This is a genomic window from Pseudohalioglobus lutimaris (assembly GCF_002866825.1).
Classification (GTDB): Bacteria; Pseudomonadota; Gammaproteobacteria; order Pseudomonadales; family Halieaceae; genus Halioglobus; species Halioglobus lutimaris.
Map to the genome: position 1 here is coordinate 74,926 of NZ_PKUS01000015.1, position 10,422 is coordinate 85,347.

The following is a 10,422-nucleotide window of genomic DNA, read 5'->3' on the forward strand; positions in this document are numbered from 1 at the left end:
AACATGACTGAAGCAGCGATCGCAGAAACAGGTTTTCATGGAGACAGAGATCACCTCCTTGAAATGGTGCTCGGTTCAAATGACCTGCCCTCACTACCGGATGTGGCGTCCCGGTTGCTTACTCTGATGTCCCGAGAGGATACGGAGCTGTCAGATGTCGCTGACCTGATTTCAAAGGATGTTGCGCTTTGTTCCAAGGTAATCAAGGTGTCCAACTCGGCTTTCTACAACTTTCCGCAGCAGATCACCTCAATACAGCAGGCGATTTCGATCCTGGGTACCAATGCGGTTCGCAGCCTGGTGCTTTCTTTTTCCTTTCTCTCACTGAACAAGCCCAAGGGGACTGAGCGTTTTGATTTCAATCAGTTCTGGCAGAGGTCACTGGCGTCTGCCGTCTCGACCAAGCTGATTCTGGAGCAGCTTCCCGGTGTCGACGCGGAACAGGCGTTCCTTGCCGGCTTGCTGCAAAACCTGGGGGAACTGGTACTGGCATGTACTGTGCCTGAACGCTTCGAAGCGGTGCTGGAAGAACTTGAGAAAGGCGAGCAGGACCAGAGCGCTATTGAGCGTGAGTTGCTGCAACTGGACCACGCGCGTGTTGGCTACGAGGTGTCGCACTACTGGAGCTTTCCGCCCGCGCTATCACTGCCCATTCTATACCATCATCGACCCGAGGAATGCCAGAGTGGGGACGCGGAAATCCGGCATTACACCAGCGCGTTGTATCTGTCTGACCTGCTGGTAAACATTCTCTATTCCGAGAAACCGCAAGAGTATCATCGCCGGTTCAGTGCAGAGGCGCGGCGTATCTTCAAGTTCACACCGGACCAGGTCGAAATCATACTGGACAATGCACACAGTAATCTGGATATCGCTGCACAGCAGTTCGGCCTGGATATGGAAAAGAGCCGATCGGTGCAGGAGATTCTGCAGGAGGCCAATATCCGCCTGAGTCTGCTGAACCTGGACTACGAGCAGGTCAACAAAGAGTTGGTGCAGGCCAAGATGGCGCTGGAGAAGCTGACCAATGAGCTGAAGGAAAAGAACGAGATCCTCAAGGATCTCGCCAATGTTGATGGGTTGACCGGGGCCTACAACAACCGCTTTTTTCAGCAGGCACTGGATACGGAACTCAAGCGTTCGACCCGCCACAAGAGCGATGTGTCATTCATTCTTGCGGACATCGATCACTTCAAGGGGTTTAATGATGAATACGGCCACCTGGTAGGGGACTTCGTTCTCGCTGAATTCTGCAAGGTGCTCACCGGCAACCTCAGGCAATATGACGTGCTCGCTCGTTATGGTGGGGAGGAATTTGCCATTATCCTGCCCGATACCGGGGCCAAGGATGCCGCCTTTGTGGCAGAAAAGCTGCGGGCCGCTGTAGAGGCAGCCAAGTTCAGGGATGGAGGTGTTTGTCACAGTGTCACTGCGAGCTTTGGCGTATCATCGGTAACGCCTGTCGACGAAAAGGTTCCAGACAAGAAGGCCCTGATAAAGACAGCTGACGAAGCGCTTTACGATGCCAAGAAACAAGGGCGTAACAAGGTTGTGCTCGGCGGTGAAAAGAAAAAATGGTTCGGCAGAAAGTGAGTCGCTGAAAAGTTGCCGGGGTAAACTGCTAGGCCTTACCCAGTGTTCGAGGGAGGTTTTTCGCCTCTGCCTTACCCCGGCCCGAATAGGTGTCGCCGGTATCGCCGGTCTGGCGCAGGACCTGAAGGGCGCCCCGGGTGTGCCGCTGTCTCTGCTGTATCAGGCTGCCGTTTTCCCGGTTGAGGTCCCGGCACTGGTCTGTCAGCGCCGTCAGGCTTCCCAGTCTTTCAGTCAACTCAGCTGCTTGTCCACAACGCGCTATCAGGGTTTGTAGCGCGTCGGGAGAGTTTGTTTTCGCGTGTTGCTCAGTGAACAGCTGACGCTGTCGCGTAATATCTGACTGTTTGTCCAGCGCCTGGTTTTTGTTCGCTGTGAGGGTCTCGATGAGAGGGACGTCCGCTGCCAGCAGTGCCTGGTGTTCCTGCAGCAGTATTTTATGCAGTGCCTCCAGGGAGGCGACTTCTTGATCAATCAGGGATAGCAGCGACTGCCCAGGATCCATGTTATCGACTCAGAGCCTGCTCCAGGTCCAGAAGGTTCTTCAGGATTTTTTCCGGATTGACCTCATAGTTGCCTTCGGCGATAGATGCCTTGATGGCATTGACCCGATCGCTGTCGACCTCGGGGATTCTGGCAAGATCTGCTTCCAGAGAGCGCATTTCCGTGGCGATACCGGTAAAAGTGACTTTGTCACCTTCCGCCTTTTTGGGGCTGGATCCGGCAGCGGGGCTGGCGCTGTTGTCTGTTACGCGGCTGGAGGTCTGCGAGCTTTGCTCCAGGTCTCCGCGACTGGGTCGAATATTCATGTTGTTGTCTACATTTTTCATAGCTTTGCTAGACTCTTCTGGTTTATCGACCGCCTGACCAAAAGCTTTAGCGCTCCGGTCGAAAAATATTATGGCACAGTAACCGTACCATCGGTACCGGCTATGCCCTCCACTTTAACGCCGGTCACGCTGTTAACAACGCTTACCCGCTCCCCGGGGGTGGCGTCCGCCAGCGCTTTCCCCTGGCTTTTCACTGTGAGCCCACCTGAACCGGAGGTGACTGTCACCAGGTCGCCCCGTTTGACGACTTTGGGCTGTCTCAAGTGGCTGGTGCGGATAGTAGAGCCTTCATCCAGCGATCGGTTGAGCTCCATACCAATAATTTGGTCCGCATCAAACAGAATGCCGGTGGGTACGCTGGCGAGTGGCCGCTCTACAAATCGCAGGTCCGCTGCCGCCAGCCTGGTGTGGCGTGGCAGCGAGCGGGCCAGTACCGGGACCACCCTTACCGCCGTGACTTCAGTGCGAACGTAGAGCGTCCAGGGCTTGCTGCCGCTGCAGCGCACCCCGGTGCTTATTGATCCAAGGGCCGTGCTGGAGCGCGAATCCAGCGCCTTCAGGGGTTGATCGCATAACGGCAACCGTAAGCGGCTGTCCAGTGGCCGTGCATTTACCTGTACGCCTTCATAACCCTGCTCCAGTGCCCTTGCCCTGTTAGCTTCCGTGGCCACCGCGATGATTGCTTCCAGCGGCTGCAGTGCGTCATCAGTCCCCGATTGTGCTGCAACAGCTGTTGGTGCAGTGCATACGGCGATTACCAGGCAGCGCCAAAATACTGTCATTGCTCTCCTCATATGGAAATAAATGCACCTTTCGTGCCAGTTTATCTTGGCGGGCGGTGGTGACGGCAAGTCTTGCCGCAGGGGTTGCGGCTTGCCGTGAAACGGCTCCGAATGGTTATGGAGAAAACAGATAACTCATTGTATTTAAACAATAATTAAAAGGGTGGCACGCTCCGTGTAACGCTTTCTGCAACAGGAGATGATGTATGCAGATGATTGACAGGGTATTCGGGGTGTCCCCGCAGGCACTAACGCTGCGCTCGCAGCGCTTCGAGATGCTCAGTGCCAATCTGGCCAATGCCGATACACCCGGCTACAAGGCAGTCGATATGGATTTCCGCGCGGCGATGACGCAGGCGCAGCAGCAGATGGTTCGCCCGCAGGCGCAGGCGCATCCCGCACATATCCCTCTGGCCGGCGAGTCCTCGCCAGGCAAGCTGTACCGCGTGCCGGTACAGCGGTCCCTGGACGGCAATACGGTGGAAACCGAGCAGGAGCACGCCGCCTTTATGGACAATGCAATTCGCTACCAGGCCAGTCTGAACTTTCTGGATGAGCGAATCAGTTCTATCAAGCGCACCTTGAGAGGAGAGTAAACATGAGTCTTTTCAATGTTATGGAGATTTCCGGGAGCGCGCTTACAGCGCAGAGTGTGCGCCTCAATACCATTGCCAGCAATCTGGCCAATGCCGAGGTGGTCGCGAGCAAGCCTGAGAGCGCTTATCGCGCGCGCCACCCGGTCTTCTCCACCCTGCTCAATGGCGCCATGTCGGGTTTCGGAAGGAATGGCATGGGCGGTGTACGCGTCGATCGCATAGTGGAGAGCAAAGTGGAGCCCGGGAAAGAGTTCTCGCCGGCGCACCCCATGGCGGATGAAGAAGGTTACATCTATCTGTCAAACGTCAATACCGTGGATGAAATGGCCAACATGATTTCCGCGAGCCGCTCTTACCAGAGTAGCGTCGAGGCGATGAATACCACCAAACAACTGATCATGCGCACCTTGAATCTGGGCAAGTAAAGGCAGGAGTTTTCAATGCAAAGTACATCCGCTTTATCTGAGTTGTTTCCCACACCAGCGGCGAAAACCGCTACCAACGATGCGTCGGAGCTCGGGCAGGATGATTTTATGGAGTTGATGGTCGCGCAGCTGGAGAACCAGGACCCGACCAAGCCGATGGACAATTTCGAGTTCCTGTCGCAGATAGCACAGTTTGGCACGGTCAACGGCATACAGGGACTTCAGGACAGCTTTTCTGAAATGACCACACGAATGCAGGCGAGCCAGGTAGTTGGAGCGGCGGCGTTGGTTGGCAGCAAGGTGCTGACGGAAACCAACATTGGCATGCTCGACGGCGAGAACGCGCTGGAGGCTACGGTCAGTGTTCCTGGCGACAGTGCGGGAGTGCAGCTTTACGTGCAGGACATGTCGGGTCGCTTGCTGCACACAAGAGAACTGGGTTCGCGGCCCTCAGGTGAATACAAGGTGCAATGGGATGGCGCGGACGGCGACGGCAACTTGTTGCCGCCCGGCGCCTATCGAGTCAGTGCCGAGGCGCTGATCGGCGGGCAGACACGGGCTTTATCCGTGCATACCCATGCGTTGGTCGAGTCGGTGAATGTGGACCCCTCGACCCAGGGCGTACAGTTAAACCTTGCCGGCGGTGAACAGGTCAGTCTGTCGTCGGTGAAGGCGTTCTTATAACAGTGAAAATGGTTTAACCAGGAGATAAACATGGCTTTTGATACTGCTGTTTCAGGCATAAATGCCGCGACTGCCGACCTCGGGGTTATTGGCAATAATATCGCCAACAGTTCGACAACCGGCTTCAAGACCTCGCGAGCGGAGTTTGCCGATGTCTACGCCACCAGTCTGCTGGGGGCCGGTGGCAATGCCATCGGCAAAGGCGTGGCGCTGTCAGGCGTCACCCAGGAGTTCACCCAGGGCAATATCAGTTTCACCGACAATGCGCTGGACCTGGCGATCAACGGTAATGGATTCTTCCTGCTCAGTGATGATGGTGCCGCAGCCTACACCCGCGCAGGCAACTTCCAGGTGGACAGGGAAGGCTATATCGTCACCAACCAGAGCCAGCGCCTGCAGGCCTTCCAGGTGACCGACGGCGGAGAAATCAACGGCCAGGTGGGCGACCTGCAGCTGGACACTTCGTTGATTGACCCGGCGCCCACCGGCCTGGTCTCGCTGACGGCAAACCTTGATTCCCGGTCAGTGCCGCCCACAGTGCCTTTCGGTGGTCCTCACGATGCCTTTGCCGTGCCGCCGGTGGTGCCGGATCCCGACTCTTTTAATGCGACCAGTTCAGTGACTATCTACGACGGACTGGGTAACTCGCACGTGATGAGCCTGTATTTTGTCAAGACCGCGAATCCCAACGAGTGGGAGGTGCATTCCTCGGTGGACGGTGTGACCACGTCTGGCCCTGATACCCTGAACTTCCAGTCAAACGGCCAATTCGATCCGCTTACCCTGCCCATCGATCTCGCCGTAACCGGTTGGACTCCGTTGAACGAAGCGGGTATCCCCACTGGCGCCGATATACAGGACTTCACTGTTTCACTTTCGGATCTCTCCCAGTTTGGCGCTGAATTTGCGGTCAGTTCCTCTACGCAGGACGGTTTTACCACCGGCCAGCTCTACGGTCTGGAAATCGATGATTCCGGTGTGGTTTTCGCGCGTTACACCAATGGCCAGGCACGATCTCTGGGGCAGGTGGCTATAGCCGGGTTCTCTAATCCAAATGGCCTGCAGCCCCTGGGAGATACAAGCTGGGCTGAAACCTTCTCGTCCGGTGCGGCGACACTGGGTGCCCCCGGTAGTTCCGGCCTTGGTGTGTTGCAGTCCGGAGCGCTGGAGGGCTCGAATGTGGACATTACCAAGCAGTTGGTGGACATGATTGTCGCCCAGCGCAACTTCCAGGCTAACGCCCAGGTCATTCAGACAGAAGACACGATCACGCAAACCGTGATTAACCTGCGCTAGTAACGGGTACCTCAGGAAATGGATCGCCTCGTCTACATCGCCGCCTCCGGAGCCAGTGACGCCATGTTGTCCCAGGCTTTGAATACGCACAATCTTGCCAACGCGGCGACGCCCGGGTTTCGCGCCGACCTGTCGGCGGCGCAGACTGCGGTGGCGAATGATCAGTTGGTGGAGAGCCGTGCCTATGCCCGCACCGGGAACACCGGTATTGATGTTGACCCGGGTGTTGTCAATTTTACCGGCCGGGATCTTGACGTGGCAGTGAACGGCCAGGGCTGGATGTCGATTCTCGACGAGAACGGCGTTGAAGCCTACAGCCGCAGGGGTGACCTGCGGGTAGACGCGTTAGGGCAACTGAGGGACGGCGCTGGTCGACAAGTCGTCGGTAACTCAGGTGCCATTGCCGTGCCGCCTTTCTCGTCGATAAATATAGGCACTGACGGCACCATATCTATTGTCCCCATGGGTGAAAGCGCCACCACGCTGGCAGTGGTAGACAGGATCAAACTGGTCAATCCACCGCCCGATCAGTTGAAGAAAGACGAGCAGGGCATGGTGAGGACGCGCGGTGAAGAGCCCGCCGGCGCTGCAGCCAATGTGACGCTGATAGGGAATTCCCTGGAGTCCAGCAATGTGGATTCAGTCGCCGGGATGGTGCGCATGATCGAGCTTGCCCGACAGTTTGAGCACCACACCAAAATGATGAAAGTCGCCGAACAGCTGGATCGTTCAACGACTGAACTGATGAGCATGAGTTAAGGAGCGGTTAGATGAACCAGTCGTTGTGGATTGCAAAAACCGGCCTGGATGCGCAGCAAACCAAGATGTCCACCATTGCCAACAACCTGGCGAATGCGGGCACTACAGGTTACAAGCGTGGCCGGGCCGTGTTTGCTGACCTGCTGTACCAGAACTTGCGTCAGGTTGGCGCGCAGTCGTCGCAGGATACGCAGCTGCCGTCAGGGCTCACCGTCGGCACAGGTGTTCGTACTGTCGCCACAGAAAAACTCTTCACCCAGGGCAATTTGCAGCAGACAGACAACAAATTGGATATGGCCATTCAGGGCGACGGGTTCTTCCCTATTCTTATGCCTGATGGCACGGAGGCCTACACTCGCGACGGTACCTTTCAAATGGATGCCCAGGGTCAAATGGTCACCCCGTCCGGATTTCCATTGCAGCCGGCGATTACCATTCCCGAAAATGCCGTATCGGTGACCATCGCTGGTGACGGGACGGTGTCGGCACGGCTCGCGGGATCCTCGCAGATCACGCAGATTGGCACCATCCAACTCTCCGACTTCGTGAATCCCGCCGGTTTGCAGCCGGTGGGCAACAACCTGTTTGTCGAGTCCAGCGCGAGTGGTTCGCCGCAGCCGGGAAATCCGGGTCTCAATGGCCTGGGCGTGGTGGTTCAGGGCTACGTGGAGACCTCGAATGTGAACGTGGTTGAAGAACTGGTGAACATGATTGAAACGCAGCGCGCCTACGAGATGAATTCGAAGGCCATCTCTACCACGGACCAGATGCTGCAATATCTGTCCAATAACATATAGGCCGGCATGATGACCCTAGTGAGATTTTCAGCCTCGATATCAACAGCTGTGCTTTGCTGTGCCTTGCTGGGCGGTTGTACCAATACACCGGAGCATACCCATCCGGACTTTGCCCCGTCTTTTTCCGAGCATAACTTCCCCACCGAACCTGCAATTCCGCCTACGGGTGGCATCTACCAGAGTGCCTCCCACAACCTGACGCTGTTCAACGATATGCGCGCCCATCAGGTTGGAGACATCCTGACCGTGGTGTTGGCAGAGGCCACCGATGGTGCCAAGAGCAGTGACACCTCCCTGGGTAAAAGTAACTCCGCTGTCATTGAGAATCCGTTGCTCGCCGGGCAGCTGCGTACCATCGGCAGTGACTCCAACCTCAGCTTCGACCTCTCGTCTGAACAGGGTTTTGATGGTGAAAGCGCCAGCAACCAACGCAATAGTTTGCAGGGCAGCATCACGGTGACGGTTGCCAAGGTGTATCCCAGCGGCAATCTCTACGTGCAGGGAGAGAAGTGGATACAGATCAACCAGGGTGACGAGGTGATTCGTCTTCGCGGCATCATCAGGCCGGTGGATATTTCGACCAACAATACCATTGTCTCCACCAAGGTCGCCGATGCCCGCATTTCCTACAGCGGCACGGGGGCTACCGCGGATGCCAACCGGGTCGGCTGGCTGTCCCGATTCTTCCTCAGCCCCATATGGCCGTTTTAGCGTGGAGCGCATGCGTATGAGGCTGAACTCTATGGGGTTGATCTGCTTTACGCTTGTCTGCCTGTTGCAGGCTGAGCTGGCGACTGCCGACCGTATCAAGGATCTGGCCACGATCCAGGGCGTGCGCAGCAATCAGCTGATCGGTTACGGCCTGGTTGTCGGCCTGGATGGTTCCGGTGACCAGACCACGCAGACCCCTTTCACCGTGCAAAGCGTGAAAAATATGTTGGCCAAGCTGGGCGTGGTGGTGCAGGGCGTTGATCCGCAGCTGAAAAACGTTGCAGCGGTCATGGTGCATGCCGAGCTGCCGCCTTTTGCCCGCCCCGGACAAACTATCGATATCACCGTCTCGTCGCTGGGCAACGCCAAGAGCCTGCGTGGCGGCGCCCTGCTGATGACGGAGATGCGCGGTGCCGACGGTCAGGTCTATGCCATGGCCCAGGGCAATCTGACAGTGAGCGGTTTCGGGGCAGAAGGTGCAGATGGCTCCAGTATTGCGGTCAACGTATCCAATTCCGGTCGCATTCCAAATGGTGCAACGGTGGAGAGGGAAGTGGGTAATCCTTTCGCCGACGACAACAGCCTTGTCATCAGCCTGAACACGCCTGACTTCACCACGGCCACGCGGATGGTGGCAAGCATTAACGAAAATTTTGGCGGTGGTGTGGCCGCGGCGATCGATGGTGCAACCATAGAAATAGCCGCACCGGCTGATCTCGGCGAAAAGGTTGCTTTCATCTCAGTGCTTGAAAACCTGGCGGTAGATCCGGCGTCGGCGCCCGCCAGGGTTATTGTCAACTCGCGCAGTGGCACCGTGGTGATCGGCAGTCAGGTGCGTGTCAGCCCGGCTGCGGTGGCTCATGGCAACCTGAGTGTCAGTGTGACCGAGAATTACCAGGCCAGCCAGCCGGCGCCTTTCGCCCGCCGCGGCGATACCGTGGTCACGCCGGATTCGCAGGTTACCGTGGAAGAAGAAGACGTGCGCATGTTCTACCTTGATCCGGGCATCACCCTTCGGGAACTGGTGGACGCGGTTAACAAAGTGGGCGCGGCGCCGGGAGACCTTGTCGCCATACTTGAAGCGCTGGAGCAGGCCGGTGCCCTGCGCGCTGAACTGATCGTGATCTAGCGATATGAGCCGATGACCGCCGCCGCCAGTATTTATCACAATCTCAGTGGCCTGGAGTCACTGCGCGTTGAGGCGCGCAAGGACCCTGCGGCAGGTGTAGACAAGGTTGCCCGCCAGTTCGAGTCTTTATTCGTGCAGATGATGCTCAAGTCGATGCGGGACGCAACACCCAGGGGTGGCCTGTTTGAAAGCGACCAGATGGACATGTACCAGAATATGTTCGACCAGCAGATTTCCTTAGACCTGTCTCGGCAGGGCGGCATTGGCCTGGGTGCAACACTGCGCGATCAGCTTGGTGGCAGTGGCGGCAACAGGGCAGAGCCGTTGCATGACACCTCCGCCCAGGAACTTACGGAGGCGGGAACTCCGGCCACCAGCCAGGCGGTAAGTGATAGCCGTATCATGGATACGCTTGCGCGATATCGTCTGTTCGCCGCGCCCTCGCGTGAGGTCGCGCCGCAACGGTCGGGTGAAACTGTTGAGCCCATTGACGCTGCAGCGCACTGGCAGCCGGCATCGCCCGAGGAGTTCGTGCGGGAAGTCTGGGATCATGCCAGGGCGTCGGCCCAGGCGCTGGGCGTTGACCCTCGCGTACTGGTGGCGCAATCGGCATTGGAAACCGGCTGGGGTAAGCAGGTCATCCGTGACGCCCAGGGCCGCTCCAGCTACAACCTGTTTGGTATCAAGGCCGATACACGCTGGAGCGGAGATGCGGTGAGCGTCAATACCCTGGAGTACCGCGAGAATACCGCCAGACTCGAACAGGCCAGTTTTCGCAAGTACGAGTCAGTAGCCGGCAGTTTTGATGACTACGTGGATTTTC

General features: G+C 57.3%; 13 protein-coding genes. 10 read left to right on the top strand and 3 right to left on the bottom strand.

The window, feature by feature from the left end:
* The first annotated feature begins 3 nt into the window (after nt 1-3).
* Complete coding sequence (locus tag C0039_RS12795; protein ID WP_101518263.1) at nt 4-1,593, top strand: sensor domain-containing diguanylate cyclase; 1,590 nt, start codon at nt 4-6, stop codon at nt 1,591-1,593.
* 28 nt (nt 1,594-1,621) lie between these two features.
* On the opposite strand, the gene C0039_RS12800 is transcribed toward C0039_RS12795, so the two are convergent.
* The 3 genes from C0039_RS12800 to flgA all read right to left on the bottom strand — a co-directional run bounded on the left by C0039_RS12800 (nt 1,622) and on the right by flgA (nt 3,202).
* Nucleotides 1,622-2,095 carry a flagella synthesis protein FlgN gene (locus C0039_RS12800; protein WP_075999271.1) on the bottom strand — a complete coding sequence of 158 codons (474 nt, stop codon included), beginning with the start codon at nt 2,093-2,095 and terminating at the stop codon, nt 1,622-1,624.
* A gap of 1 nt (nt 2,096) precedes the next feature.
* Nucleotides 2,097-2,420 carry a flagellar biosynthesis anti-sigma factor FlgM gene (gene flgM / locus C0039_RS12805; protein ID WP_101518264.1) on the bottom strand — a complete coding sequence of 108 codons (324 nt, stop codon included), beginning with the start codon at nt 2,418-2,420 and terminating at the stop codon, nt 2,097-2,099.
* A 68-nt stretch (nt 2,421-2,488) separates the two neighbouring features.
* Nucleotides 2,489-3,202, bottom strand: coding sequence for a flagellar basal body P-ring formation chaperone FlgA (flgA, locus tag C0039_RS12810; RefSeq protein ID WP_165787122.1), 714 nt, complete (start codon nt 3,200-3,202; stop codon nt 2,489-2,491).
* 206 nt (nt 3,203-3,408) lie between these two features.
* Between flgA and flgB the strand changes: the two genes are divergently transcribed.
* From flgB to flgJ, 9 genes are all read left to right on the top strand, one after another.
* The gene (gene flgB / locus C0039_RS12815) at nt 3,409-3,798 is read left to right on the top strand and encodes a flagellar basal body rod protein FlgB (RefSeq protein ID WP_075999268.1); all 390 of its coding nucleotides are present in this window, start codon (nt 3,409-3,411) and stop codon (nt 3,796-3,798) included.
* A gap of 2 nt (nt 3,799-3,800) precedes the next feature.
* Nucleotides 3,801-4,223, top strand: coding sequence for a flagellar basal body rod protein FlgC (gene flgC / locus C0039_RS12820; RefSeq protein WP_075999267.1), 423 nt, complete (start codon nt 3,801-3,803; stop codon nt 4,221-4,223).
* A 15-nt stretch (nt 4,224-4,238) separates the two neighbouring features.
* On the top strand, nt 4,239-4,907 hold the full coding sequence (locus C0039_RS12825; protein ID WP_101518266.1) for a flagellar hook assembly protein FlgD: 669 nt from the start codon (nt 4,239-4,241) through the stop codon (nt 4,905-4,907).
* 30 nt (nt 4,908-4,937) lie between these two features.
* On the top strand, nt 4,938-6,203 hold the full coding sequence (flgE, locus tag C0039_RS12830) for a flagellar hook protein FlgE (RefSeq protein WP_075999265.1): 1,266 nt from the start codon (nt 4,938-4,940) through the stop codon (nt 6,201-6,203).
* An 18-nt stretch (nt 6,204-6,221) separates the two neighbouring features.
* Nucleotides 6,222-6,962, top strand: coding sequence for a flagellar basal body rod protein FlgF (locus C0039_RS12835; protein ID WP_101518267.1), 741 nt, complete (start codon nt 6,222-6,224; stop codon nt 6,960-6,962).
* Nucleotides 6,963-6,973: 11 nt separating this feature from the next.
* A complete protein-coding gene (gene flgG, locus C0039_RS12840; RefSeq protein ID WP_075999263.1) occupies nt 6,974-7,759 on the top strand; it encodes a flagellar basal-body rod protein FlgG in 786 nt (261 codons plus the stop codon).
* A gap of 18 nt (nt 7,760-7,777) precedes the next feature.
* Nucleotides 7,778-8,470, top strand: coding sequence for a flagellar basal body L-ring protein FlgH (flgH, locus tag C0039_RS12845; RefSeq protein WP_232334886.1), 693 nt, complete (start codon nt 7,778-7,780; stop codon nt 8,468-8,470).
* A 16-nt stretch (nt 8,471-8,486) separates the two neighbouring features.
* Nucleotides 8,487-9,599 carry a flagellar basal body P-ring protein FlgI gene (locus C0039_RS12850; RefSeq protein ID WP_279304933.1) on the top strand — a complete coding sequence of 371 codons (1,113 nt, stop codon included), beginning with the start codon at nt 8,487-8,489 and terminating at the stop codon, nt 9,597-9,599.
* 12 nt (nt 9,600-9,611) lie between these two features.
* A partial coding sequence (gene flgJ, locus C0039_RS12855) for a flagellar assembly peptidoglycan hydrolase FlgJ (RefSeq protein ID WP_101518269.1) occupies nt 9,612-10,422 on the top strand: 811 nt, incomplete at its 3' end.

Excerpts from the sequence above, each read along its gene's own strand:
- C0039_RS12835 (WP_101518267.1), top strand. The coding sequence starts at position 6,222 with ATGGATCGCCTCGTCTACATCGCCGCCTCCGGAGCCAGTGACGCCATG.
- C0039_RS12800 (WP_075999271.1), bottom strand. The coding sequence starts at position 2,095 with ATGGATCCTGGGCAGTCGCTGCTATCCCTGATTGATCAAGAAGTCGCC.
- C0039_RS12850 (WP_279304933.1), top strand. The coding sequence starts at position 8,487 with ATGAGGCTGAACTCTATGGGGTTGATCTGCTTTACGCTTGTCTGCCTG.
- flgE (WP_075999265.1), top strand. The coding sequence starts at position 4,938 with ATGGCTTTTGATACTGCTGTTTCAGGCATAAATGCCGCGACTGCCGAC.
- flgC (WP_075999267.1), top strand. The coding sequence starts at position 3,801 with ATGAGTCTTTTCAATGTTATGGAGATTTCCGGGAGCGCGCTTACAGCG.
- flgG (WP_075999263.1), top strand. The coding sequence starts at position 6,974 with ATGAACCAGTCGTTGTGGATTGCAAAAACCGGCCTGGATGCGCAGCAA.
- C0039_RS12795 (WP_101518263.1), top strand. The coding sequence starts at position 4 with ATGACTGAAGCAGCGATCGCAGAAACAGGTTTTCATGGAGACAGAGAT.
- flgM (WP_101518264.1), bottom strand. The coding sequence starts at position 2,420 with ATGAAAAATGTAGACAACAACATGAATATTCGACCCAGTCGCGGAGAC.
- flgB (WP_075999268.1), top strand. The coding sequence starts at position 3,409 with ATGCAGATGATTGACAGGGTATTCGGGGTGTCCCCGCAGGCACTAACG.
- flgA (WP_165787122.1), bottom strand. The coding sequence starts at position 3,202 with ATGACAGTATTTTGGCGCTGCCTGGTAATCGCCGTATGCACTGCACCA.
- C0039_RS12825 (WP_101518266.1), top strand. The coding sequence starts at position 4,239 with ATGCAAAGTACATCCGCTTTATCTGAGTTGTTTCCCACACCAGCGGCG.